The sequence below is a fragment of the Pyruvatibacter sp. HU-CL02332 genome, from assembly GCF_040362765.1.
GTDB lineage: Bacteria > Pseudomonadota > Alphaproteobacteria > CGMCC-115125 > CGMCC-115125 > Pyruvatibacter.
Genome location: NZ_BAABWK010000001.1, coordinates 1,718,592 through 1,742,569, shown reverse-complemented (window position 1 = coordinate 1,742,569; position 23,978 = coordinate 1,718,592). Strand labels below are relative to the sequence as shown.

The 23,978-nt window shown below is 58.3% G+C and carries 21 protein-coding genes and 1 tRNA gene; 13 read left to right on the top strand and 9 right to left on the bottom strand.

Annotation, left to right across the window (positions count from 1 at the left end; all coding sequences use genetic code 11):
- Window positions 1-97: 97 nt before the first annotated feature.
- Window positions 98-1,135, top strand: coding sequence for a P1 family peptidase (locus tag ABXH05_RS08240; protein WP_353560591.1), 1,038 nt, complete (start codon window positions 98-100; stop codon window positions 1,133-1,135).
- On the opposite strand, the gene ABXH05_RS08235 is transcribed toward ABXH05_RS08240, so the two are convergent.
- Both ABXH05_RS08235 and ABXH05_RS08230 read right to left on the bottom strand, forming a co-directional pair.
- Entirely contained in the window at window positions 1,128-2,711 is a 1,584-nt protein-coding gene (locus ABXH05_RS08235; RefSeq protein ID WP_353560590.1) for an SLC13 family permease, read from the bottom strand. The two genes, ABXH05_RS08240 and ABXH05_RS08235, sit on opposite strands and share 8 nt — an antisense overlap.
- Window positions 2,712-2,730: 19 nt before the next feature.
- Window positions 2,731-3,882, bottom strand: coding sequence for a hypothetical protein (locus ABXH05_RS08230; RefSeq protein WP_353560589.1), 1,152 nt, complete (start codon window positions 3,880-3,882; stop codon window positions 2,731-2,733).
- A 545-nt stretch (window positions 3,883-4,427) separates the two neighbouring features.
- Here ABXH05_RS08230 and ABXH05_RS08225 point away from each other — a divergent pair.
- Window positions 4,428-4,504: transfer RNA gene (locus ABXH05_RS08225), tRNA-Arg, on the top strand.
- Between the two features lie 76 nt (window positions 4,505-4,580).
- On the opposite strand, the gene ABXH05_RS08220 is transcribed toward ABXH05_RS08225, so the two are convergent.
- Window positions 4,581-6,299: a ShlB/FhaC/HecB family hemolysin secretion/activation protein gene (locus ABXH05_RS08220; protein WP_353560588.1), complete on the bottom strand. Its 1,719-nt coding sequence runs from the start codon at window positions 6,297-6,299 to the stop codon at window positions 4,581-4,583.
- 224 nt (window positions 6,300-6,523) lie between these two features.
- Here ABXH05_RS08220 and ABXH05_RS08215 point away from each other — a divergent pair, with 224 nt between their 5' ends.
- From ABXH05_RS08215 to ABXH05_RS08200, 4 genes are all read left to right on the top strand, one after another.
- The gene (locus tag ABXH05_RS08215; RefSeq protein WP_353560587.1) at window positions 6,524-7,933 is read left to right on the top strand and encodes a FecR domain-containing protein; all 1,410 of its coding nucleotides are present in this window, start codon (window positions 6,524-6,526) and stop codon (window positions 7,931-7,933) included.
- Window positions 7,934-8,024: 91 nt separating this feature from the next.
- The gene (locus tag ABXH05_RS08210) at window positions 8,025-10,250 is read left to right on the top strand and encodes a CHASE2 domain-containing protein (protein WP_353560586.1); all 2,226 of its coding nucleotides are present in this window, start codon (window positions 8,025-8,027) and stop codon (window positions 10,248-10,250) included.
- Window positions 10,251-10,420: 170 nt separating this feature from the next.
- Window positions 10,421-11,155, top strand: coding sequence for an outer membrane protein (locus ABXH05_RS08205; RefSeq protein WP_353560585.1), 735 nt, complete (start codon window positions 10,421-10,423; stop codon window positions 11,153-11,155).
- 161 nt (window positions 11,156-11,316) lie between these two features.
- Window positions 11,317-12,648, top strand: a complete 1,332-nt coding sequence (locus ABXH05_RS08200; protein WP_353560584.1) for an alkyl sulfatase dimerization domain-containing protein — start codon at window positions 11,317-11,319, stop codon at window positions 12,646-12,648.
- Here ABXH05_RS08200 and ABXH05_RS08195 read toward each other — a convergent pair.
- Both ABXH05_RS08195 and ABXH05_RS08190 read right to left on the bottom strand, forming a co-directional pair.
- On the bottom strand, window positions 12,645-12,908 hold the full coding sequence (locus ABXH05_RS08195; protein ID WP_353560583.1) for a hypothetical protein: 264 nt from the start codon (window positions 12,906-12,908) through the stop codon (window positions 12,645-12,647). The genes ABXH05_RS08200 and ABXH05_RS08195 overlap by 4 nt on opposite strands.
- Window positions 12,909-13,143: 235 nt before the next feature.
- Window positions 13,144-13,785 (bottom strand): acyl-homoserine-lactone synthase, encoded by a 642-nt coding sequence (locus tag ABXH05_RS08190; RefSeq protein ID WP_353560582.1) that lies wholly within the window; start codon window positions 13,783-13,785, stop codon window positions 13,144-13,146.
- Window positions 13,786-13,968: 183 nt separating this feature from the next.
- On the opposite strand from ABXH05_RS08190, the gene ABXH05_RS08185 reads away from it, so the two are divergent.
- The 4 genes from ABXH05_RS08185 to mtgA all read left to right on the top strand — a co-directional run bounded on the left by ABXH05_RS08185 (window position 13,969) and on the right by mtgA (window position 18,825).
- On the top strand, window positions 13,969-14,859 hold the full coding sequence (locus tag ABXH05_RS08185) for an alpha/beta fold hydrolase (protein ID WP_353560581.1): 891 nt from the start codon (window positions 13,969-13,971) through the stop codon (window positions 14,857-14,859).
- 23 nt (window positions 14,860-14,882) lie between these two features.
- Window positions 14,883-16,367: a helicase HerA-like C-terminal domain-containing protein gene (locus ABXH05_RS08180; RefSeq protein ID WP_353560580.1), complete on the top strand. Its 1,485-nt coding sequence runs from the start codon at window positions 14,883-14,885 to the stop codon at window positions 16,365-16,367.
- 157 nt (window positions 16,368-16,524) lie between these two features.
- Window positions 16,525-17,898 carry a methyl-accepting chemotaxis protein gene (locus tag ABXH05_RS08175; protein WP_353560579.1) on the top strand — a complete coding sequence of 458 codons (1,374 nt, stop codon included), beginning with the start codon at window positions 16,525-16,527 and terminating at the stop codon, window positions 17,896-17,898.
- 177 nt (window positions 17,899-18,075) lie between these two features.
- Window positions 18,076-18,825 (top strand): monofunctional biosynthetic peptidoglycan transglycosylase, encoded by a 750-nt coding sequence (gene mtgA, locus ABXH05_RS08170; protein WP_353560578.1) that lies wholly within the window; start codon window positions 18,076-18,078, stop codon window positions 18,823-18,825.
- 39 nt (window positions 18,826-18,864) lie between these two features.
- On the opposite strand, the gene ABXH05_RS08165 is transcribed toward mtgA, so the two are convergent.
- Window positions 18,865-19,077 (bottom strand): helix-turn-helix domain-containing protein, encoded by a 213-nt coding sequence (locus tag ABXH05_RS08165; protein ID WP_353560577.1) that lies wholly within the window; start codon window positions 19,075-19,077, stop codon window positions 18,865-18,867.
- A gap of 178 nt (window positions 19,078-19,255) precedes the next feature.
- Here ABXH05_RS08165 and ABXH05_RS08160 point away from each other — a divergent pair, with 178 nt between their 5' ends.
- Entirely contained in the window at window positions 19,256-19,408 is a 153-nt protein-coding gene (locus ABXH05_RS08160) for a hypothetical protein (RefSeq protein ID WP_353560576.1), read from the top strand.
- 94 nt (window positions 19,409-19,502) lie between these two features.
- Here ABXH05_RS08160 and bioD read toward each other — a convergent pair whose 3' ends face one another.
- Window positions 19,503-20,183: a dethiobiotin synthase gene (gene bioD / locus ABXH05_RS08155; RefSeq protein WP_353560575.1), complete on the bottom strand. Its 681-nt coding sequence runs from the start codon at window positions 20,181-20,183 to the stop codon at window positions 19,503-19,505.
- Complete coding sequence (gene bioF, locus ABXH05_RS08150; RefSeq protein WP_353560574.1) at window positions 20,180-21,346, bottom strand: 8-amino-7-oxononanoate synthase; 1,167 nt, start codon at window positions 21,344-21,346, stop codon at window positions 20,180-20,182. Before bioF ends, bioD begins: the two co-directional genes overlap by 4 nt.
- A 108-nt stretch (window positions 21,347-21,454) precedes the next feature.
- Between bioF and ABXH05_RS08145 the strand changes: the two genes are divergently transcribed.
- Window positions 21,455-22,765, top strand: coding sequence for an adenosylmethionine--8-amino-7-oxononanoate transaminase (locus ABXH05_RS08145; RefSeq protein ID WP_353560573.1), 1,311 nt, complete (start codon window positions 21,455-21,457; stop codon window positions 22,763-22,765).
- A gap of 5 nt (window positions 22,766-22,770) precedes the next feature.
- On the top strand, window positions 22,771-23,415 hold the full coding sequence (locus tag ABXH05_RS08140; protein WP_353560572.1) for an HAD-IA family hydrolase: 645 nt from the start codon (window positions 22,771-22,773) through the stop codon (window positions 23,413-23,415).
- 75 nt (window positions 23,416-23,490) lie between these two features.
- Here the strand turns inward: ABXH05_RS08140 and ABXH05_RS08135 are convergent, their stop codons facing one another.
- Window positions 23,491-23,955, bottom strand: a complete 465-nt coding sequence (locus ABXH05_RS08135; RefSeq protein ID WP_353560571.1) for a tellurite resistance TerB family protein — start codon at window positions 23,953-23,955, stop codon at window positions 23,491-23,493.
- Window positions 23,956-23,978: the final 23 nt, after the last annotated feature.

Here is a 23,978-nt window from a genome sequence, read left to right as displayed (position 1 = left end):
CCATTTACGCATGTCAGACTGGCGCCTCGCACCCTTTGCACCACGTGCACGCCTTCGCGCATACTCCGCCACCTTCTGTTCCCCGCGAGGACACACCATGAGTGCAACGCCTTTCTCACCCGGCCCCCGCAATCTGATTACAGATGTGGAAGGAATCAGTGTCGGCCAGTCAGAAGATCTGGCAGCCCGCACAGGTGTCACCGTGGTGCTTCCTGCTGATCATACAATCGCAGCTGTTGACGTGCGCGGCGGCGGACCGGGCACACGTGAGACGGACTTGTTGTCCGCTGATTGTCTGGTGGATGCGGTCGACGCCATCGTCCTGTCCGGCGGATCGGTTTACGGACTCGAAGCGGCGTCAGGGGTGGCAGCGTGGCTTGGGGCGCGGGGGCGTGGCTTTACGTTTCAGACTACGCATCTGGTTGCACCCATTGTGCCGCAAGCCATCCTGTTTGACCTGACAAATGGCGGCGACAAGGACTGGGGCGAGATGCCCCCCTATCGTGCGCTGGGCATGGACGCTGTCGCTGCTGCCGGTGACACCTTTGGGCTGGGCAACAAGGGTGCCGGGCTTGGGGCCCGTGCCGGTGCACTGAAGGGCGGCATCGGCAGTGCATCTGTATTGGCACCTGCCGGGTTTACGGTTGGTGCCATTGCTGCGAGCAATCCATTTGGATCAACGGTGATGCCAGGTAGCGCCCGCTTCTGGGCTGCACCCTTTGAAAAAGCGTCTGAACTTGGCGACCAAGGACAACACCCAGCCCCTGACTCCCTTCCCGATGATCCTTATGCAGACAGTAAGATTGGCGCGTCGCCGGGTATGAACACCACCATCGGTGTTGTTGCGACCGACGCTGCGCTCACCCCGTCAGAGACACGTCGCGTCGCCATGATGGCGCAGGATGGCTATGCGCGTTCCGTGCGGCCGGTTCACACGCCGTTTGACGGGGACGTCGTGTTTGCCATGGCGACCGGCACACGCGCGCTGCCCGATGATGCTGCCCGTCCTGCCATGGTGGCCATGCTGGGAGCCCTGGCTGCTGACACGCTGGCCCGCGCAGTAGCGCGTGGTGTGTATGAGGCGGAGACACTGGCTGACAGCGTGAGCTACCGCGAGGCGTTCCTGCTTAGCTAGGCGAAACGCCAAAGATGAGCGGGGCGACAAATGTCGCCAGTCCGGCGATCAGCACAATTCCAATGATGTTCAAGGCAAAACCCGCACGCATCATCTGCGGCACAGTCACGTAGCCGGACGCAAACACGATGGCGTTGGGCGGCGTCGCCACGGGCAACATGAAGGCGCATGAAGCTGCCATGACGGCCGCGACCGAAAGCACAACCGGCGAATGGCCGGTTGCTTCAGCTATCGCAGCGACCACCGGCAGCAGCGCTGCAACAGTTGCTGTGTTGCTGGTGAGTTCCGTCAGGAAAATCACCATGGTGGCAATGGCGAGGACGAATACCAGCAGCGGCAGCCATGCAAGAACGCCCATGCCGTCTCCCAATGCGGCAGCAAGACCCGTGCTGGAGAAGGCACCTGCGAGAGCAAGCCCACCACCGAAGAGTATGAGCACGTCCCACGAGATGTTTTTTGCGTGTGCCCAGTCAAGGAGCCGGGCGTTTTCGGGCTCTAAGGCGTCACCTGGTGACACTTTGTTGCCCGCGGGAATCAAAAACAGGGCCAGAGCCCCGGCTATGGCAATGCCCGGGTCAGAGAGGCCGCTGAGCAGCGGGATGTCATCAAGCAAAGGTCGGAACAGCCAGAGAATGGCCATGGAGGCAAACACAATTGCGACACGGCTCTCCGGCGCGGACATGTGCCCCAGTGCATGAAGCTGGGACCGCACTTCTTCCTGACCATGGGCGACGTCCGCGTCGCTTGCGCCAAGATCAAACCGATAGACAATTCGTGTCAGGACCAGCCACACGGTCGGCAACATAATGATGACCAGCGGCATGGCCAGAATCATCCATCCTGCAAACGAAACTTCAAAGCCAAACTCCTGTGCAAAGAAGGCGGCGAACAGGGCGTTGGGCGGTGTGCCGACGAGGGTGGCGATGCCACCGATGCTGGCGCTGTAGGCAATGGCCAGCATGGTTGCGAGGCCAAAACGCTGTGCATCCTCGTGACTGGCATTGGGGCTGTTGAGGATCACCACGGATACGACGGACGCTGCGATGGGCAACATCATGATGGTGGTCGCCGTGTTGGATACCCACATGCTCAAAAAAGCCGTGGCCACCATGAAGCCCGCTATCAGCCGCGTTGGTGACGCTCCTGCACGCACGGCGATGGAAAGCGCAATGCGCCGGTGCAAGTTCCAGCGCTGCATGCCCTGGGCCACCAGAAAGCCGCCCATGAACAGGAAGATGAGAGGGTGCCCGTAAGAGGCTGCTGTCGGGCGAATGGGCTGGATGCCCAAAAGGGGAAAGGCCACCAAGGGCACAAGAGCTGTCGCAGCAAGTGGAAGCGCTTCGGTGGCCCACCAGATTGCCATCAGCGAGGCAACGGCCAATGTTGCCCACGCGGCGTCCGGCATGCCCGCGGGCGCGCCGATCAACATCAGGATCCCGAAGCTCGCCGCTCCACTGACCAGGCCCAGCAATCGATGGTGGTGCTGCGGTCGACCGGCTCTATCCGCCGCTGCCAGAACGTGCGGTGCCATCTCGTCTTTCGACGATCCGGAGGGAGTGTTGCCTTGGTCAGCCATCCGCAAACGGCCTCACATGCTAACGAACGTAGACGCGCACTTCATTGGCGGCCACATCGCCACGTGTCGTGGCTGAGAGGCGGATGCGATCTGCGGGCAGGCCCATCTCGTTCATGGTGCGCACCACTGATTCAGCGTTGCGGCGAGACTGGCTCTGACCAAGCTGCACACGATCCGGGCTGCCAGCTGATGGGCTGACGGCTACCACGTCAAACTGCGCGGCGGGACGTACTTCCAGCGCACGGCTCAGCGCTGTGTAAAGCGCCTGCTGATACTGCACATTCGGGCGATCAAAGCGGATCGTCACCAAGGCAGGCGTACCTGCTGCAGGGGCCGGGCGTGATGCGGATGTAGCCGCAGGCGGTGCAATGTTCGACACCGCGAGGCCGGACCCGAACAGTTCGCCGGTCTTGATGGCGTTGGCGAGTGTTGTGAGGCTTGACCGCTCATTGGCGACGTAGGTCGTCTGGCGGGCGATGTCGTCACGCAGTTCGGTGAGCAGACGTTCGATCAGAACAGTTGTCTGGCGCGTTTCATCCTGAAGGATGCGCAGCTGACGATGATCTTCCTCGATTGCACCGGAGAGCGAGAATGTCGCCTGTGTGGCTTCCAGAAGATAGTTGGCTGTGGATGCGTTTGTCGCGATCTCAGTGGAGAGACCAGACATGGTGTTGATGTCTGCTGAGATGGAATCGAGTTCAGCCTGGGCTGAGTTCCACTGGGTCACCAGTTCCGGGTTGCCCGGTGTCGTGCCGCGCTGAAGACGCGAGGCGATGGCGCCCTTGGTCTCGTGGTAGTCACGCGAATTGGCCGTGGCACGGGCGCGGGCAGTATTCACCCGATCCGTCTGCGTCACCATGGTGCTCTGCAGGCCGCGGAGTTCTTCGCGCAGGCCTTCAATCTTGGCGCCAACAGTGGTGCCCGTGTTGCTGCCGGCTGTGACGCTAAGAGCTTCAAAGCTGCGTGCAGCGACGCCAACGTCGGTTGCAACGCCGGTTGTGCCCGCGGCGTTAGATGCGGATGTTGTGCTGCGGCCTGAATTGCCGAACAGATCCGAGTTCTCAAACGCTGCGCAGCCGCTCAAAAGAAGGGCCGCACCGACCGCGAGGGTCAGCGTGGACAGTTTGAGGGAGTGGGCGCGGGGTGCATTTACAATCTGAGGGGTGGTCATCGCGCGCTCTTGTTACCCTTTGTTTCTTGCAGAGAGACGGTGCTTCCAACCAAGTCTTGGCCCGAACAGATGTCCGGCACATATCGCCAAAACCCTTGAGAAGACTGGCCCCCTGAAAACGGACACGCCGCCCTGATGGCAAGCGCCCGACTGATTACGGATACCGGATGTTGACGCGCGAAGCCCCCTGGCCCCTTCCCGTCTTTCCGGCGAAATGGATGTCTGCTCTGCATCTAATAGTGCAGCGCGAAAGCGAAGTCACTCTAACCAATGCGGAATCCCCCCACAAGCGCGGCTTTTATGGTGAATCAGGCTGTTTTTTGGCAATTCGGGTCAGCGCGGCGTCTCAAGCAACTCAGAATATGCCGCCGAACCCGTTTTTGGCCGGGCCGCCGCAAGAATCACCGACGACGCGCTGATTGCCTCTTGCGCTTGGATGCGTGGTGCATTAGAGCTTCACGCCTTCGCGGGCAGGGCACATATCCCCTGCACTTTGCGTCTATCGCAAGGCTCCACCCTTGGAGCCCATCCATCCCGTGAAACCTGCGCCGGTAGCTCAGCTGGATAGAGCACCAGACTACGAATCTGGGGGTCGGGAGTTCGAATCTTCCCCGGCGCGCCACTTCCCCGCTTTTTGAGACCTGAAATCTTACGAGGCCTTTATTGCCTCAGGAAAATTGGCGTTGGCGTTCCGGCGCTTAAAGCTGCCCGGATAGGAAGAAGAGCGCCTGCCATTCATCTGTGTTGGTGCGGCTTGAGTCGCGGTCCAACGGCTTGGCCAACTCAAAACCGGCGTTGAAATCGTCCGCAAAGGTCAGCCGGATGCCGGCCCCGGCGGACGACAAGGACTGCCGGGCGTCACCAAAGACCACGTTTCTGTTCCATACAGCGCCTGTGTCGTAGAACGCATAAATCTGCGGGCGGGACACCCAGGCCAGTTCGATGTCAGGAGCGATCGTGAACTCGACTGAACCCGCAATCCCGTCATCACCGGTCAGCTCGCCATATTCAAAGCCTCGACCGAACCGGGCCCCTCCAAGACTGAACTCTTCCGAGGAAACAAGCGCGTCAGTCGCCCTTTGCGCTCTGCCTGCCAGCGTCAAAGAAAGCAGATCACCAACAAGCTGCTGATAGCGGGATACATCCACGGTCAGTGTGGCGGCCTGTGGGTCAGCATCGGTCCTCGACAACAGCGGATCGCCTCGCTTGGCAGCATTCATAAGGCGAACACCCTTGGATGCCCGGAACGTGACGTAACTGCGGCCACCCCAACCATCCGCAGTCATGCCCGACACACTGCCGCGCAGAACCACAAGATCTTCATCGAAGACGGTACCGAAGTCCGTACGTTCTTCCGCACTTCTGACATCAAGGCTGGCATTGAGCCAGATGTTTGCATCCCGCGCGCGCACAACTGGATAGGCCAAGCTTGCCGACACTGACTTGAGATTACTCTCATCGCCCACAGCATCGAGGGTACCGCCGGCGTCAATCCAGCTTGCTGTTCCCGACACGCTCATCTGCAATCCACTGGAGCCGATGGGCATCGCGTAACCAATGCGGATAAGTTTCAGTTCGCGTGGCTGGCTTGGCACAGTAAAGCCCGCAACGGACACGGCATCACCAAAGCCGATTGTATTTCGCAGCTCGACACTTGCGCCGGCCTGAACGGGCCCGACTTCTGCTGAACCACGATTGTCCACAAAGAATGAACCGCCAATACGGTCGAGGCCTATTTCAAGTGCAAGGGTATGCGCGCCTGGCACCGCGTCATCTTCAGACAGAACTGCATCATTGAGCGTGACGCCAGGCATGTCATTGATGAGCAACATGTTGCGCTCAAGCGTATTGAGGGTAAGTGGGCGCTCTTCTGTAATGCGCGCCGCATAACCTTTGATGGCGTACTCCGGCACCGTGCCATCTGTCGTTACATGGCTTACATACCCTTCAATAATCTGAATACGGATTATTCCGGTTGTAACGTCCTGAGGCGGAAGTATGGCGCGTGACAGCACATAGCCTGCGTCGCGATAGAGCGCTGTGATGCGACCGGCAATAGCTTCAAGTTCGGCCGACCCAATTTGGGTTGCGAGGAGCGAAGCATATGTTGCGGCGATCTCTTCGCCAGAAAAGGCCGTAGCCCCTTCAACAGTCACACCGCTTAGAATGAAAGGTGGAACGTTGATGTCGTCGGTACCCGCACCGGCAATACCGAGGCTGAGGTCATCAGCGGTCGGCTTGCGCGAAGGCGCTTCACGCTCAATGAGCTGGTCTTCAATGCGGCTGGGGTCTGCTTCCTGCGAGGCCTGAGAGTGAGCGTCCTGTATCCACATCGTTGCGCACAGGGCAGGCACGGTCACCGCGAGCATCACAACATGCGGTATGCGGTCCAGGGTGTGGAAATGCAGGAGAGCCATTTTCGTTGAGCATTGAGTCCTGGTTGCCGACAAACATTTTAGCGATCCCGCTTTGGGACAAGTGCTGGCTGCAACCAATGAGTGCTGCCATCCCGAAGCTTAAGAATTACCTACTCACTCAAATACACCCCTTCGGGTTAAGTGATTCTTTCCTTTACTTCCAATGCCTTGTTTCAAAATTTTAGACATATGCCAGACTTCGGTTGGGGTCGGATAAGCCCGACATGGAGAGAACAATTATGCGCCACATCCAGAATGGACTGGCATACGCAGCTATCGCTCTCGCGATGGTTGTGTTTTCGAACACAGGCCACGCTGAGTCCGCATGGCAAGTCGAGTCCCGCAGCGGTGATGTGTGGATCGCGCAAGAAGGTGCGACGCCTGTTGCGCTAGGCGGCGAGCAGACGCTGACGTCCGGTACGATGCTTACAACCGGGGCCAATGGGCGGGTGATTATCCGTCGTGGCGAAGAGGCCATTGTTGTTGCGCCGAATACGAGTATTCAACTGGCGCCCCAGAGCCGGCAGGGCCTTGCGACAACCATCATTCAGTCAATCGGCACAATTCTTCTGTCAGTCGACAAGAAAGACCATCAGCATTTTGAGGTGGAAACGCCTTATCTGGCTGCTGTGGTGAAAGGTACCAAATTTGCCGTCACCGTGGCTGGGGGCAAGTCCTCCGTACACGTGGTGCAGGGTGCGGTTGAGGTTATGGATTTTGAGTCCGGCGACGTGGGCATGGTGCGCCCCGGCCAGACTGCTGATGTTTCCGCGGGATCAGGCGTTGGTCTGTCAGTGACAGGGCCAGGTGCGGCAGCACCTGCCAAGGCACTTAGGGCCGGTCGCACGCCACGTGTGGTTGCTCCAGCGACGCGCGCCGCTTCCCCAGGTGCTAGTGCACCTATGAACGTTGCCCCCAAATCGCAGGCACCCGTTCGTATCAAGTCCACAATGGGCGTGCAGCGGCTGGATGTTCCAGCAGCTACCGGTGGTCTGGTGCGCCAGAGTGTTTCAGGAACAACAGCCGGCGCTGTGAAGAGCAACATTGGTGCTGCTGTCGAGGCACGCAGCAATGCGGGCTCCAAGGCAAAGACCAATGCCACGGTCAACGGCAAGGCCAATGGACTGGCTGGCAGTGTTGCATTGTCGGCCACTACGTCCGGTGGCGGAGGTGGTCTGGCCTTAGGCGCGTCAAATGCAAAATCTGGCAGCAATGGCGGCGGGCTGGCGCTTGGCGCATCAAATAGCAAAGCCGGTGGCGGCGGACTCGCGCTGGGAGCCTCAAACAGCAATGCCGGCGGAAATGGCGGCGGGCTGGCTCTTGGTGCCTCAAACGGCAATGCCGGCGGCAACGGTGGTGGCCTTGCCCTAGGTGCCTCAAACGGCAATGCCGGTGGAAACGGCGGCGGGCTGGCTCTTGGTGCCTCAAACGGCAATGCCGGTGGAAACAGCGGCGGGCTGGCTCTTGGTGCCTCAAACGGCAATGCCGGTGGAAACAGCGGCGGGCTGGCTCTTGGTGCCTCAAATGGCAACAACGGCAACAACGGCAACAACGGCAACAATGGAAATGGTGCTGGCAACGGCAACTCCGCCGCAACCGGAAATGGCAATGCCAAGGGCAAGTCGAAGGGCTGACGTTAACCGTCGCTAATCCCCTGATACCGCATACTCATCAGCCGGGCAGGCAACTGCCCGGCTGATTTTCTATGTGGAGGTGCCGCAGGACATGCAGCGGCTTGTTCAGGGATGTGCTGTGTTTTTCATCGCCATGGGCGCTTTTGCGTTCGGCGCGCTGGAAACCCTTGAGCTCGCGCTGCTGGAATCTCGCTTCAGTCTTCTTGATCGATCTGCATCCGGAGAAGTCGTCGCCGTCCAGATTGATGCCCGGTCCGTCCAGGAATTGGGCCAATGGCCGTTACCACGCAATACATATGCCTTTGTAGTCCGGTCACTGGTCGCTGCAGGTGCGGATGAAATTGCCATTGATGTGGACATGAGCGCCCGGACCAATGAGAACGAGACGGCCGCACTCGCGCGCGCGCTTGAAGATGCAGGCGGTCATGTGATCCTCCCGGCCTTCACGCAGCTGGCGCAACCCGGCGTGTATGACGGAAATCTTATCGACGCTGAACCGACACCTGAACTCACTCCCCATGCCTGGCTTGGCAGCGTCAATGTTGTTCCGGACAAAGATGGTCGTCTACGTCAACTGATGCACGGCATGTGGAATGCGGATGGCGCGTTTCGATACTCCATGTTTGCGCTGCTTGCAGGTAAGGCAAAGCCAAAGCCGGAACCGTTCTACGTCGACTACGGCATAGATGTGCGCACGATCCCCCGCATCTCTTTTGTGGATGTGATGGACGGACGGTTCGACGTCAATGTTGTGAATGGCAAACGCGTCATCATCGGCGGCACCGCGGTTGAACTCGGTGACCATTTTGCTGTGCCGCGCTATGGCGTCATGTCAGGGCCGATGGTCCAGGCAATGGGATTTGAGACACTTCATCAGGGTCGCGAAATACACCGGACCGGACCAATTGGTGTTGTTCTTCTCGTTATCCTGGTTCTGGCAGGCGCTTTGTGCATGCCTCAACAACGAGGCTGGATCGGGCATGCGGCCATTGTAGCGGTTGCAGTTGTCGGTTTGCTCGCAGTCTCTGGACTGCTTCAGCATTTCGCGGCCATTAGTCTCGATATACTACCTGCCCTGTTTGCTCTGATGCTGCTGTTTGGCCTTCAGCTTGTACTCATGTCAGATCTGCAAAGGCGCAATGCGGCTCGACAGAAGCGGATTGCCTCTCATCAACGTATTCTCCTGGACCGTGTCGTCTCGGACAGCTTCGATGGGATTGCGATCCTTGATGCCAATGGCTGCATTGAACAAGCCAACAAACAGACATTTGACCTGTGCAACGCGCCGCATACAGGCACTGCAGCCAACCTTGACTACCTGGTCGAGAATCTGTCGCTTGATCGCGACAGGCCTGCGGGAGGCTGGCACAACGTACCGCTAGGTGAGCCGGTACTAGGCCGCGTTGTCAGGGAGGGGACCGAACACCATCTGGAGATAAGGCTCAACCGCAGCGAGGTCCCTGTTGATACTCCGTTGCCAAACGGAAAGATGTATCGGCATGTACTGGGCCTTACGATCCGCGATGTGACCGACAGCATTCGCGCCGTGACAGCGCAACGCGAAGCACGGGAGCAGGCGGAACGGGCCAACCGTGCGAAGACAGATTTCATCGCCAATATGAGCCATGAGTTACGCACTCCGCTCAACTCGGTTATCGGGTTTGCGGAGTTGATGGAGCAGCAGGCGCTAGGTCCTCTCGGGTCGCCCGATTATCAGGAATATGCGGCGCATATCAGCGGCAGCGGGCGTCATTTGCTTAGTATCGTCAATGACATCATGGATGTAACGCGCGCTGAAATGGGCGATGTGCAGCTTGCGGACGATGCAGTTTGTCTTGCTGAAATTGCCGAGGGTGCCATCCACGCAGCGCGCGGAGATACCGATTCCTGCGCTCACGTCATTCGGACCGAGTTTGATTTTGACGTCGGAGAGGTTCTGGCTGACGGCCCCCGCATTCAACGCGCCATCGGCAATCTCATCAAGAATGCCGCCTGTTACTCACCTCCGGACGCACCCATCACCGTTCGCACACGCACTAACCAAGGCGGCCAGCCGATCGTTGAGGTTGAAGACCAGGGCGATGGCATTCCTGCAGACATGCTTTCATCCATCCTGATGCCATTTCAGCAGGTCAAGGCGTTTGCACACCGAACCTCAGACGGTGTCGGTCTGGGGCTGACCGTCGTTGCCGCCTTCATGAAGCTGCACGAGGGCACCATTGAGATAGACAGCTCGGTCGGAGAAGGAACAACAGTCCGCCTAGTCTTCCCCGCGTCCCGAAGGGTTGCATCTCACGCTGCCAGTGCTGCTGAATAGTCATCGTAGGCAGCGCGGGATTTCACCGGGTCTGACATGTTTGTAATGCAAATCTCCTGCATGTGATTGGCAGGTGATCGGCGGTTCGGCGCACAAATGTTTTCAACGTGACCGTGGATTGCGGTTGGGCGGGGGCGCTCAGAAAACACACTTCAAGGCTGGACCAACACATGCAGAATTCTCACACCTTCCTCACGCGCTCTGCGCGTGCCACGGCTATTGCCGCCCTTGCTTCCGTCGTCACGACGGCCGCGTACGCCGAAGACAATGACCATGACTGGTATCTGTCTCTCAATGGTGGCGCTAGCATTCACACTGATGACGTGGAGTTCACCAACGGCACAAACACCGTTGAAACGGACTTCGATACCGGCTTCACGTTTGGCGGCGCCGTCGGGTACCGGTGGACCGACTACAATTTTGGCGGCTTCGTTCCGCGTACGGAGCTTGAGGTCAGCTACACAGAAAATGACGTCGACACCATCGACTTCTCCGGCAATGGCGCAGGCAACGAAGTGGTTGCGGACGGCAGCCAGATTTCAAATGTCGGCATCTATGGCAACGTCTTTTTCGACCTGCCAAATGTCATCAGCAATGACCTCACGCCCTATATCGGCGGTGGCGCGGGCATCAATATTGTCAGCCACAACCTGCTGTACGGTGCCGGTGGACTGAACCTCAATGATGATGGTGACACCGTGTTTGCCTGGCATGTGACAGGCGGCGTCAACTATGCGCTGTCTGAACAGCTGTCGACCTTTGTGGATGTCGGCTTCCGGCAGGCCGTGGATGCTGGAAGCGTTCGGCGCGCAGGCAGCCGCGCACTGACCGGCGCTGCCGGCGGCACATTTGAAGATGATATCAACTCGATTGTTGTGCGCAGCGGGCTCTCCGTCGATTTCTAAGGTGGATGCGGGCCAGCCCTGAAAAGGGGCTGGCCCGGCCTTTTCAGGGCCCACATGCAAAACCCCCTTCCCGATCGCATTAATGGGTGTTTCTAATTTGAAATTGGCCGCTATAGTCCGGCATTGATTTCAAGAAACGGCCTTACGAGGGGAGAGCATCGATGTCTGACATTCTGGCGAAGTCTGCGCACTACATTGACGATGGGGTGTATGAAGGTGCCGGGCTGATCAATCGTCCGACGACAGAGCTTTCCGAGGTCGGCGATGGCGTTGCCATCATTGAAGCCTTCAGCCATGTGGTGGCCCTCAAGTCCGGTGACGGCGTGGTGCTCTTCGACACTAGCCTCGATGCTTTTGCTGGTGGTGTCGTCAAGTCGCTTCGGCGCTGGACCGATGAGCCGGTGACGCATGTTTGCTACACCCATGGCCATGCGGACCATGTGGGCGGTACCGGTGCCATTTTGTGTGATGCCTGTGAGCGCGGTCATACACGCCCGCAGGTTGTTGCCCATGAAAATGTGAGCCCGCGCTTCCGGCGCTACGAGCTGACCAATGGATACAACTTCACTATCAATGCCCGACAGTTTGCTCCCGCTACGGAACTCAAGATGGGCGGCGGAAGCGGCAATGAAGGGGGACCACCGCAGCCACGTCGGTTTGGACCTGACCCCTGGGTTGATCCGGATACGACGTTTCGCGATGCGATGACGTTGCGCGCGGGCGATCTGACATTTCAGCTGAACCATGCGATCGGCGAAACAGATGATCATCTGTGGGCCTGGATACCCGAGCACAAGGCCATTTGCTCCGGCGATTTTGTGACGTGGGTTTTCCCCAATGCCGGGAACCCACAAAAAGTGCAGCGGTATCCGCTTGAATGGGCAAAGGCACTACGCGACATGGCGGCCAAGGAGCCCGAGTTGCTGCTTCCTGCACACGGGCTGCCGATTGAAGGCAAGGCGCGTATCGCCTCGGTGCTGGACACGATCGCTACCGCGCTGGAACTGCTGGTACAGCAGTCGCTGGAGATGATGAACAATGGCGCGCGGTTTGACGAGGTGTTGCACTCGGTCAAATTACCGTCTCACTTCATGGACAAGCCTTATCTCAAGCCCGTGTATGATGAACCAGAATTCATTTTGCACAATATCTGGCGGCTCTATGGCGGCTGGTATGATGGCAACCCATCGCGCCTGAAACCGGCGCCGGATGCGGCTCTGGCTCAGGAAATGATATCGCTCGCGGGCGGCGTCGGCCCTGTGGTTGCTCGTGCGCAAACCCTTGCTGGCACTGGCGTAGAGGCTGACATGCGACTGGCCTGCCATCTTGTTGAATCCGCCGCCCTTGCAGAGCCGGACAATCGGGAAGCGCATGCGGCTCGCGCTGAAATCTATGGTGCGCGACGGCAGGCAGAACTGTCTTTGATGTCCAAGGGCATTTTTGGCTGGGCGGAGCGAGAGTCACGCCTCAAAGCCGGCGAGAATGACGTCTAGAAGAGACTGACCACCCGAGATGGGGTTTCGTCCTCATCCAGAAGCGTGCGCAGCTGCACCAGCATGGCAGCATCAGAGCGCGTCATGCCTGTGGCTATGGTGATCTGACCGCCCGCAGCATCCAGGCGCGGGCGGCCATCATCGTCTCGGGCCACAATTTTGTAGGTGTCAGTGTCGCGATCATGGGCCACACCCCAGGGGGCGGGCGTTGCATCCTGCAGCCATTGTTGAAAAAGACCTTTGACGCGGGCGTCCAACATGAGCGCTTTTCCACTTCCTTTGGCACCTGAATGCGTCATGCGCAGTCGGGCACTCATGCGGCAGGGATTCGCCCATCCGCTCTGATAGGAGTTTCGCAAAGCAAAGTGACAGTTCTCAAGTCCTTTCGTAGAGAAAGCGCTCAGTAATTCGCTGGTCTTTGAAAAGCAATTGACCCGAATACACATGTGCATTCGGGTCAATGATAGGCATGGCAACCAGGATCTTGTCCTGGCGTCAGGCCGCCTTGCGATATGGGATGCTCGCTTTTGGATAGGTCACGATGTCATCTGTGACACCAGCTCCGGCGCGATAGGCCGCAAGAGTGGTTTCGCTCAGATGTATCCAGCCACCCACGAGTAGCGTGCCGTCGTCGAGCGTGATTGGCTCACCCAGCCTCTCAACGAATTCGGGGTTCGCGCGTGATTGGAACTCGAGGAGTTTGGGCGGCATCTCGAAGATGACGCGGTCGGCGCCGACGCTCAGCAAGAACTCAACGAATCCGATGCCCAACTCGGACAGCGTCTGACGCCGTTCTTCCACGGACAGTTCCGGGGCGGCGCTCATCCGTGTGCCTTCCCAGACCTTTGGGTCCTTGGGAATCGGGCGGGTCTGGATAATGTTCGGCCAGACGTGCTCTGCCAGATAAGGCTGAGTGGTGGGAATAAGGCGCATGCCGCCCATCACTTCGCCCGTCTCGGGCCGACGCTTGATCAGATAGACCGTCGCAGGCGTATCAAACTGGTCATACTCAAGGTTGTCGAAATGGGGAATGTCCCAGCCTTCACGTTCTATGAACAGCCGGTAGCGCATGCGGTGATAGTCCACCAGAGCGTCCCCAAACTCGTTTGCAGTCGAAAATGTCATGCACTCAATCATTTAAGCCTCCTGCTTACTAGAAGGCTCCATTCCCATCGATTTTGTGAAGCATCACACCTATGTAGGTAGAGAGTTGACCCGCAGGACTCGCGCATGTCCGCGATTGACGGGCAAAATTTTCAGAAAAAAAGGCGCTCTCTTCTGCCCTTTCCCTCACCCCAATGGCGCGGGTAAAGTGCGGACATGACCAATAAAACTGATTTGATCGTCGGGCCGGCGTCCCGAAACTACTACTCACAACGGCTGCGGCTTCACTATGTGGACTGGGGAAACCCGGATGCTCCACCGCTGCTGCTGGTGCATGGCGGGCGCGACCACTGCCGCAACTGGGACTGGGTGGCCGAAGAGCTGCGCCACGACTACCATATCATCGCGCCTGATCTGCGCGGGCACGGTGACAGTCAGTGGATGGTCGGCGGCACCTACATGATCAATGACTATGTCTATGATATTGCGCAGCTCATTCATCAGTTGAAGCTGGCGCCTCTCAAGATCCTGGCGCACTCCTTTGGCGGTGCGATCTCGCTTCGCTACACAGGCATCTACCCAGAGACGGTTGAGAAACTGATTGCGATTGAGGGCCTTGGCCCACCGCCGAAAATGCTAGCACAGCGCGCAGGCAAGCCGGCGGACGAACGGCTGTCAGGCTGGATCGACCAGATGCGCGGCCTATCAGGGCGCTCACCGCGTAAATATCCAGAGCTGGAAGACGCCGTGAAGCGGATGCAGGAAGAAAACCCGCATCTCAGCCCGGAACACTCACGACACCTGACCGTGCACGGCATGATTCAAAACGAAGACGGGACATGGTCCTGGAAGTTTGACAACTACGTCCGCGCCTTTCCGCCGGACCGGTGGGACTCTGAGGAAACCAGCGCCTTGTGGGGTCGCATTGAGGCTCCCGTCATGCTGGTGCGCGGCACCGACAGCTGGGCGTCTGACCCGACTGAGGACGGCCGGATCAAAGCCTTCAAGAACGCCAAGGCGGTGAATGTGGAGGGCGCAGGTCACTGGGTCCATCATGACAAGTTCGATGAGTTCATGGGCCTTGCTCGCGACTTCCTCAAAGACTAATCATCAGCATACGAACGGATAACATGTCTCAGCAGCTCTTTCTTGGCCGCGGTGCCATTGACCAGCACCTGTCTCTCAAACTGGCCAACCGCCATGGGCTGATCGCAGGTGCGACGGGTACAGGCAAAACCGTATCCCTCCAGATCCTGGCAGAGGGCTTTTCAGAAGCCGGTGTTCCCGTCTTCATGGCAGACGTCAAAGGCGATCTGTCCGGTATGTCGCAAGCGGGGGTGTCGAAGGACTTTCTTGAGAAGCGCGCCGCTACCATCGGGCTGGACGACTACAAATATTCTCAGTACCCGGTTGTGTTCTGGGACGTGTTCGGCGAGCAGGGGCACCCGGTCCGCACGACAATCTCGGAGATGGGGCCGATCCTGCTGTCCCGGCAGCTGGGGCTCAATGACACGCAGGAAGGTGTGCTGACCATTGCGTTCCGGCTAGCAGACGAAGACGGTATGCTGCTGCTGGACCTCAAGGACCTGCGCGAAATGCTGTCCTTCATGTCTGAAAACACAAAGGACATATCGGGGCGCTACGGCAATGTGACCACAGCGTCCATTGGCGCAATCCAGCGACGCTTGCTCACCCTGGAAACCCAGGGTGGTGACAAGTTCTTCGGAGAGCCCGCCCTGCGCCTACAGGACTTAATGCGGACCACCTATGATGGTCGGGGTCAGGTGAATATCCTTGCATCCGACAAGCTCATTCGTGCGCCACAGCTTTATGCCACCTTCATGTTGTGGCTGATGTCAGAGTTGTTTGAGGAACTCCCAGAAGTCGGCGACCCGGAGAAACCGAAGCTGGTTTTCTTCTTTGATGAAGCCCACCTGCTTTTTGACGATGCACCAAAACATCTGGTGGACCGCATTGCACAGGTTGTGAAACTCATCCGCTCCAAAGGGGTGGGCATCTATTTTGTCACGCAGAACCCGCTTGATGTTCCCGACGAGGTGCTGGGCCAGTTGGGCAACCGTATCCAGCATGCGTTGCGCGCCTTTACCCCGCGCGACCAAAAGGCTGTGCGCGTTGCTGCGGATACTTTTCGGGCAAACCCAAATCTCAAGACCGCGGAAGTCATCACGCAACTGGGTGTGGGGGAAGCCCTGACATCTACCCTTGGCGAAAAAGGCGTGCCGGGCATTGTGGAACGCACTCTGATACGGCCGCCGAGTTCCCGCCTTGGACCGGCCACGCCTGAAGAGCGCAAGGCAACACTTGCCTCCAGTCCGGTTGGCGGGACCTATGACACCACGATTGATCGGGAGTCGGCCTACGAAATTCTTCAGAAGCGTCGCGCTGAACTGGAAGCAGAGCGCGCTGAAGCAGAGAAAGCTGCCACCGCTGAAAAGGAGCGTAAGGAACGCGAAAAAGCGGAAGCCCGCGCCCGCCCCAAGGCCTCACGGCGCCAGGGGGCAACAGAGGCCTTTATCAAATCCATGGTGCGGCAGGTGGGCCGTACCCTTGGGCGCGAGCTGATCCGGGGCATTCTGGGTTCGATCAAGAGATAGACAAACTCGCCTTTTGGTTGCAGGAAAAGTCCCTTTCAGGTTGACGCCGTGCTGCGTGTACATCTCTACATAGTGCAACTTTTACGATTATTTTACAGACCTACTCTCTAATCACGACACACCCGCTTGAGGCAGGTGGCCATGAGAGGGGAAATTCATGAGCATTTTTGATCGCGGTGCCAAGAGCACCAAAGGAAGCGAAAAGCCTAAGAAGGGCGCCGCTTCGACGCCGAAAGCCACAGTGGAGGCCGCGCTGACGGCACTCGCGTCTGGCGAACCTGTCAGCTTGCCGGATGGGGCGGAAGCTGGCGATGCCGGCACGCAATGGCAGGCGATTGCGACAATCGCCGACAAGATGCGCCAGGCTGCACAGCTTTCACAGATGGTGGACGAGATGCCCATCAACGTCATGATGTGCGATCCCGAAGACTTCAAGATCCGCTACGTCAACAAGACGAGTATCGAAACGCTGCGGACCATTGAAGAGCATCTGCCTATTACCGCAGACGAAGTCGAAGGCGCATGCATTGACGTGTTCCACAAAAGTCCGGTGCACCAGCGCACGATGCTGGGCGACCCTGCCAACCTGCCGCACAAGGCATTGATTCAGGTCGGGCCGGAGAAACTCGAACTCAATGTTTCTGCCATCACCAATCCGGACGGCTCTTATGCCGGTCCAATGGTGAGCTGGAGCCTGGTCACAGCCCAGATTTCCATGGCTGAAAAAGTGAAGGGCGTCGTTGATGTTGTTGCATCTGCGTCAACCGAACTTGATGCGACTGCACGCGGCATGACAGGCACGGCTGAGGAAGCAACCAGCCGTTCCGCGACAGTGGCATCTGCTTCTGAAGAAGCATCGACGAACGTCCAGACTGTTGCAGGCGCTGCTGAAGAGCTTGCCAGTTCGGTTCAGGAGATCGGTCGCCAGGTCGCACAGTCATCGCAGATTGCAGGACGCGCGGTCGACGAAGCCACGCGGACGAACCAGACCGTGCAGAGCCTTGCAGAGGCAGCGGGCCGTATTGGTGATGTGGTGAGCCTCATTACTGATATTGCAAGCCAGACGAACCTGCTGGCGCTCAACGCTACCATCGAAGCTGCGCGTGCGGGTGAAGCCGGCAAGGGCTTTGCGGTTGTGGCATCTGAAGTCAAAGCGCTGGCAACGCAGACGGCCAAGGCCACTGAAGATATCGGCACACAGATCTCGTCCATTCAGGATGTGACATCGAGCGCCGTGGATGCCATCGCGTCCATTCAGTCGACGATTGACGAGATCTCTTCTATCTCGACAGCCATCGCAAGTGCCGTCGAAGAACAGGGCAGCGCGACGCAGGAGATTGCTCGCAATGTTCAAGAAGCAGCGCAGGGCACGCAGGAGGTATCATCGAATATCGCCGGTGTATCCTCGTCTGTGAGTGAGACAGGCGCTTCGGCTCAGGAAGTTCTGTCAGCCGCCGGCGAGCTCTCCGAGCATGCTGCTGAGCTGCGCACTGAGATTGAGGGCTTCCTGCAGCACATGAACGCCGCTTAGAGCACCTTAGACGCCACGCCCCGGCCATGGGGCTGGAAACCGGGACCTGCCTTTTGGCTGGTCCCGGTTTTTGTTTGTTCGGTGATCATTTGTCCGGGAGAGTGCAAAGTCCGCTATCACTTTGTTTGTGGTTGGCGCATAGACTTTGCCGCATCGAACATTCTGGAGATCAATCGCGTGCCGCGCCGCCGCTCATCCTCAACGACGAACAGCTCGATTTCTGACGGCTTCTTCGGCCGTCTGCGGCGCCGTGAACTGTCCATTCTCGAGTGGGCCCTGGTCGGACTTGTAGGGCTTTTCGTGGTCCTTCCGGTGGGATTGATCCTGCTGTACCGGATTGTGCCGCCACCCCTTACGACCGTGATGGCCATTCGACTTGTTGAGGGATATGGCCTGAGCCGGGACTGGGTTCCCCTGGAAGAGATCGCGCCATCGGTGCGCTATGCGGTGATCGCGTCCGAAGACAACAACTTTTGTTCCCACGGGGGCGTCGACTGGGCGGCCTTGAGACAAGCCATGACTGCGGAGATTGAAGGTGGCGGCCAAGGTGGTGCAAGTACGCTCACCATGCAGACCGCGCGCAATCTCATGCTGTGGCCTCATCGCAGCTACATTCGGAAAGGCCTGGAGCTGTACGTGGCCACGCTCATTGACGCGCTCTGGCCCAAGGAGCGGATTTTCGAGGTCTATTTGAATATTGCAGAGTGGGGGCCGGGGGTCTTTGGCATTGAGGCGGCAGCCCAGCATCACTTTGGTGTGTCGGCCAAGGATCTGACCCAACGGGAGGCAGCCCGACTGGCCGTCATCCTGCCCAACCCAATTGAGCTGCATGCGACGGCTTCAACAGGTCATGTCACCCGTCAGGCAGCTATTGTTCGCAAGAGAATTGGCCAGTTGGGGCCACTTTTAGACTGTGTCAGACCCTGATTGTGACGGTCCTAGTCTTGGTTAATATCCGTTAACTTCTTAGCCTTCATTTGGTCCGTTGTAGTCTGTAACCCCCTGTGCGAGCGCATAGCACGCGAGTCGAATAGAGCGCGGCACTTTTACCTTCTCTCCGTCACGCTCTCCTTTCTCGTAGTACTGAATGATACGAGGCTTCAGACCAAGTGCTTTTGCAGCGTCTTTCTGAGACATGCCCAAAGACTTTCTCCAGCGCTTGAATTCTTTCTCATCCATGTCAGTCGCACTCCCCTTGGCGGGCTCTTAAGACTTGCTTTACGCACGCTGTGCGCTTTTTTGTTGACGTCTGCGCACATGGTGCGTATATAGGATACATATTACGGTTTTATGACACCTCTAGCCAGGTAGCCGACAGGCGGCAATGTCTAAGACCAATAAGAATGGAGAGCCACCCATGCTGAAGAATATGATGTATTGGCTCTCTTTCGGGATCACACCCCGGAGGGAGCAACACAAGTCGCGCCATCCATATGCGGGCCATACGCTTGAAGACGAACGGTCTTTCTCGCGTCGCATGGCCTTCTACAAGGCGCATCCCCACCACTAGGACCAATCCTTGTGGAAAAAGAACAGTAAAGAAAAGGCAGACCTGCCAAGTGCAGGTCTGCCTTTCTCTTATTTCAACTGACCTGGAGCCGGGTTTACCTGGAGAGCAGTGCGGCGAGACGCGAAAATGCATCCTGATCGCCCCGCGGCACCGGGACGAGTGGCACATCACCAATGAACCGCTCAATGGCATCGCAGGTCTCATCCAGCGGAATGCCCGCATCCTCACTCTCACTGACCACAATAGCGGCGGGTGACAGCCCATGGCTCTGCAGTGCCTCGAGGGCTGTCAGCGTATGGCTGATGGTGCCCAGGTAACTGCCGACCACCAGAATGGGTGTCGCAGTCAGGTCGGTCATGAAATCACGCATGGTGTGGGTGTCGTCCACAGGAACGAGCACACCGCCTGCGCCTTCAACGATGAGGGTTGTTTCATCGCTCAATGCGGCACGGGCATCGCGGCAGTAAGCGATGACGTCGTCATAGGGCACAACCAACCCTTCTCTGGCGGCGGCCATGTCCGGCGCAAGGGCAGCAGTGTACCGCCAGGGAGATACATGCTCGATTGCTTGTTCTGTCGGCTCTCTTCCCAACGCCTGAAGAATAAGCACGGTGTCGCTGCCGCTTTGGGTGGCGTCTGTGAAATCCGTGATCAGGGGTTTGAGAGCCTCTACCTTTCGGTCCGCAGACAACAGGGCGCGGATCAGCCCGGTGGTGACATATGTCTTGCCTATGTCTGTGCCCGATGCCGTCACAAAAAATGTGGAACCACTCATGCCGCCGATCGTCCTATAATCCGTTCACGGACAATTTCCGCAAGTCTTGAAATATCCTCAGGGTCGTGTTCCGCCATGAATGTCAGACGCAGCCGGGCGGTGCCTGCGGGTACGGTTGGCGGACGAATGGCTGTGACCAGATAACCTTCATTCAGCAGCATGTGGGATGCAGCCAGCGCGTCGCGCTCGTCCCCAATGATGACGGGCACAATAGGGCTTTGGGGGGCCGGCAAGCCTGCCTCTCGGCAGAACTGCGCTGCATTGCTTACAGGCATTTCGATCAGATCCGTGTCGCTTTCGATTATCTCAAGGGCCGCAACGGCTGCAGCTGCATTGGCCGGCGGCAGGCCAGTTGAGTACACAAAAGTGCGGGCCCTGCTCTTGAGGAGATCAATCACCGGTTGGCTTGCACATACATATCCACCAAAGCCGCCGACGGCCTTGGACAGTGTTCCCATTTGCAGCGGGATATCCAGGGGCACATCACCAAAGGCGCGCGCTGAGCCATGGCCGCCCCCAATGACACCCAGACCATGGGCATCATCCGTCATCAGCCACGTATCGTGGTCGCTGGCCAGAGCTACCATCTGAGGCAATGGCGCTAGGTCACCATCCATGGAGAAGACACCATCCGTCACCATCAGGGCGTTGCGGGCGGACGCGCGGTGGGCCGTCAGCAGGTCTTCAAGATGGGCCATGTCGTTGTGTCGAAAGACAAGCACCTGCGCGTCCGACATGCGTGCGCCGGACATCAAACAGGCGTGAGAGAGCTCATCGGCAAACACTACGTCGTCCGCGCCCACGAGACTTGGAATGATCCCGGTGTTGGCCAGGTAGCCAGCCCCGAAAACCAAAGCAGCGTCCGTGCCTTTGATGCGGGCAAGGCGCGCTTCGAGCTGGGCGAACAGGGGATGGTTGCCCGTGACAAGGCGTGACGCGCCTGACCCGACGCCGAATTCTTCAACGGCGGCCTGGGCTGCTCTTTTGACGGCATGGTGCTGGGACAGGTTGAGATAATCGTTGCAGCAAAACGAAATCACGTTTCGGTCGCTGCGAAGCGCCGTTCCTGCTGCTTTACGGGCAGTGTCGGTCAGCTCGCGGCGCTGTCCACGTGCGGCGAGGCTTTCAAGTTTGGTACTGGCGAAATCATCAAGGCTGGGCATAAACCCTCTTGCTTATATGGCTTGTTTTTACGGGATTAGGCTTGTTCCTCAGGTGCGGGCCACTATGCTCTGCCGCCTATTCCCCCTCAAGGACTTCTCGACATACGCATGGCTGATACGCCCGGGACCAATAGCACGCCGCCTGCATGGCTGACGGACGGGTTTGACCATATCTGGTTGCCCTACACGCAGATGCAAGGCGCACCCCTGCCCGCACCAATTGCCCGCACTGAAGGCTGCAAGCTGGTTATGGCGGATGGGCGCGAACTCATTGATGGCGTTGCGTCATGGTGGACGGCGGCGCATGGCTACAATCATCCGCATATTCGTGAGGCCGTGACCCGGCAGCTGGAAACTCTTCCCCACGTGATGTTGGGTGGGCTTGCCCATGAGCAGGCCTACACGCTGGCATCACGCCTGGCGAAGATGGCGCCGGGCGACCTCTCCCGGGTTTTCTTTTCTGAATCCGGGTCAGTTTCCGTCGAAATCGCCATGAAGATGGCTGTGCAGTACTGGATCAACAAGGGCGCTGAAGGCCGCTCTCAGTTTGTATCTTTTACAGGCGGCTATCACGGCGACACATTTGCCACCATGTCCGTGTGCGACCCGGAAGAAGGCATGCATTCGTTGTTTGCCGGGCTGCTGGCCCAGCAGATCATTACAGACCTACCAACTGACCCTGCCACACAAACCGCCTTTGACGACCTGCTTGCCTCACGCACTGGCGACATTGCGGCTGTTGTGATGGAGCCATTAGTCCAGGGCGCCGGCGGTATGATCATGCACTCGCCTGAGACGCTCGGCTTCATTCGAGCGACCTGTGACCGCCATGGTGTGCTCTTGATCCTGGACGAGATATTCACGGGCTTCGGGCGCACCGGAACGCTATTCGCCTGCGAACAGGCCGATATCGTGCCGGACATCATGACATTGTCCAAGGCGCTGACCGGCGGGACCTTGCCGCTGGCCGCCACTCTGGCGCGCACGCATGTATTCGATGCGTTTTTGTCTGACAGCGCAGAGACCGCGCTGATGCATGGGCCAACCTATATGGGCAATGCCATGGGGTGTGCCGCTGCAAATGCGGCGCTTGATCTGTTTGAGAACGATCCTCCGGGCCCACGCGTCGCGCGCATTGAGCAGCAGCTGGCCGAGGAGCTGGAGCCCGCCCGACACTTGGCAGGCGTCAGGGATGTCAGGGTCAAGGGCGCGATTGGTGTCATCGAGCTTGAGCCTCATGGTGATCACGACTGGATGAAGGCCGAGTTCATTGCGCGGGGCGTCTGGAACAGGCCTTTCAACAATATTGTCTATACAACGCCGCCGCTGGTGATCTCATCCAGCGACCTGTCGCAAATTACCTCCGCCATGGTGAAGGTTGTGCGCGACTGGGGCATCAAGAAAAACGAAGAGGGTTAGGGCACATGGTCAAAGCTGTTATCTGGGATTTCGGTGGGGTTTTTACGTCGAGCCCGTTTGAAGCGTTTGCGCGCTTTGAACGCGAGCGCGGCTTGCCCGAGGACCTGATCCGCAAAATCAACTCGACCAACTATCTCGATAATGCCTGGGCAAAGTTCGAACGCTCCGACGTGGACATGGATGAGTTTGACGAGCTGTTTGCGCAGGAAGCAAAAGCTCTGGGCCACGAGGTGCGTGGCCGTGAAATCATTGCGCTTTTGTCTGGCGATGTCCGGCCGGAGATGCTGGCGGCCCTGAAGACCATCAAGGCTAAAGGCCTGCGGGTATCCTGCATCACAAACAATGTGTCAGCGGGCGAAGGCGCCGGCATGGCGAGCACCAGTGAGAAGGCGAGGGCAGTTCAGGAAATCATGGATGAGTTCGAATTCATCATTGAGTCCAGCAAGGCCGGCGTTCGCAAGCCACACCCAAAAATCTATGAAATGGCTCTGGAAGAGTTGGGCGTTGAGGCCGCTGATGCGGTCTACCTTGATGACCTTGGAATCAATTGCAAGGCGGCCCACCAGGTCGGCATGAAGGCAATCAAGGTCTCAACCGCAGATCAGGCGCTTGCTGACCTTGAAGAGATTGTTGGGTTCGCGCTTCGTTAAGACGCAGGACCATTCAAACGCAAAAAGCCCCGGCAGCAATGCCGGGGCTTTGTTGTTTTTAGCGATGGGGTGCAATTAGTCCGAGATACCCAGGCGTGCCTGTGCGTCCTTACGGGCTTTTTCCAGATCCGCATCGCTACGGCCAAGCTGGCCAGCGACGGTTTTGATCTGGTGCACTTCAAAGCGGTGCAATTCACCGTCGGCATATGCGACTTCCCACATCATGGAGAGAATATCGATCTGCTCTTCGGCGCTGAAGTTCTTCGACACAGCGTTTGTGAACTGCCAGTTGTCGTAGTTCGACTTCTGCCGCTCGGCGGCAATGTCGATCAATGTCTGAGCATCTTCGGCGCTCAGCCCGAACCGCTCACCGACAATGCGTTCCATGGCGGCACGCTCGGTGTCGTCAAAGTCACTGTCGAGACGCGCGCCTTCAACCATGAGGGCGGCGGCGGCGACCTGTTTCACAGAAAACGGGTCAGAAGATTCCCCGCCTGGAGCGGCGCGGTTTTCAAGAAAGGCAACAATTCGATCAAGCATTTTTCGCTTCCCCTTGCGAGCGC

Coding starts and splice junctions, on each gene's coding strand:
- ABXH05_RS08220 (WP_353560588.1), bottom strand. CDS start 6,299: ATGGCTCTCCTGCATTTCCACACCCTGGACCGCATACCGCATGTTGTG.
- ABXH05_RS08180 (WP_353560580.1), top strand. CDS start 14,883: ATGTCTCAGCAGCTCTTTCTTGGCCGCGGTGCCATTGACCAGCACCTG.
- ABXH05_RS08140 (WP_353560572.1), top strand. CDS start 22,771: ATGGTCAAAGCTGTTATCTGGGATTTCGGTGGGGTTTTTACGTCGAGC.
- ABXH05_RS08200 (WP_353560584.1), top strand. CDS start 11,317: ATGTCTGACATTCTGGCGAAGTCTGCGCACTACATTGACGATGGGGTG.
- bioD (WP_353560575.1), bottom strand. CDS start 20,183: ATGAGTGGTTCCACATTTTTTGTGACGGCATCGGGCACAGACATAGGC.
- ABXH05_RS08205 (WP_353560585.1), top strand. CDS start 10,421: ATGCAGAATTCTCACACCTTCCTCACGCGCTCTGCGCGTGCCACGGCT.
- ABXH05_RS08135 (WP_353560571.1), bottom strand. CDS start 23,955: ATGCTTGATCGAATTGTTGCCTTTCTTGAAAACCGCGCCGCTCCAGGC.
- ABXH05_RS08195 (WP_353560583.1), bottom strand. CDS start 12,908: ATGTTGGACGCCCGCGTCAAAGGTCTTTTTCAACAATGGCTGCAGGAT.
- ABXH05_RS08210 (WP_353560586.1), top strand. CDS start 8,025: ATGCAGCGGCTTGTTCAGGGATGTGCTGTGTTTTTCATCGCCATGGGC.
- ABXH05_RS08185 (WP_353560581.1), top strand. CDS start 13,969: ATGACCAATAAAACTGATTTGATCGTCGGGCCGGCGTCCCGAAACTAC.
- ABXH05_RS08215 (WP_353560587.1), top strand. CDS start 6,524: ATGGAGAGAACAATTATGCGCCACATCCAGAATGGACTGGCATACGCA.
- ABXH05_RS08165 (WP_353560577.1), bottom strand. CDS start 19,077: ATGGATGAGAAAGAATTCAAGCGCTGGAGAAAGTCTTTGGGCATGTCT.
- ABXH05_RS08145 (WP_353560573.1), top strand. CDS start 21,455: ATGGCTGATACGCCCGGGACCAATAGCACGCCGCCTGCATGGCTGACG.
- ABXH05_RS08240 (WP_353560591.1), top strand. CDS start 98: ATGAGTGCAACGCCTTTCTCACCCGGCCCCCGCAATCTGATTACAGAT.
- ABXH05_RS08190 (WP_353560582.1), bottom strand. CDS start 13,785: ATGATTGAGTGCATGACATTTTCGACTGCAAACGAGTTTGGGGACGCT.
- ABXH05_RS08230 (WP_353560589.1), bottom strand. CDS start 3,882: ATGACCACCCCTCAGATTGTAAATGCACCCCGCGCCCACTCCCTCAAA.
- ABXH05_RS08160 (WP_353560576.1), top strand. CDS start 19,256: ATGCTGAAGAATATGATGTATTGGCTCTCTTTCGGGATCACACCCCGG.
- bioF (WP_353560574.1), bottom strand. CDS start 21,346: ATGCCCAGCCTTGATGATTTCGCCAGTACCAAACTTGAAAGCCTCGCC.
- ABXH05_RS08175 (WP_353560579.1), top strand. CDS start 16,525: ATGAGCATTTTTGATCGCGGTGCCAAGAGCACCAAAGGAAGCGAAAAG.
- ABXH05_RS08235 (WP_353560590.1), bottom strand. CDS start 2,711: ATGGCTGACCAAGGCAACACTCCCTCCGGATCGTCGAAAGACGAGATG.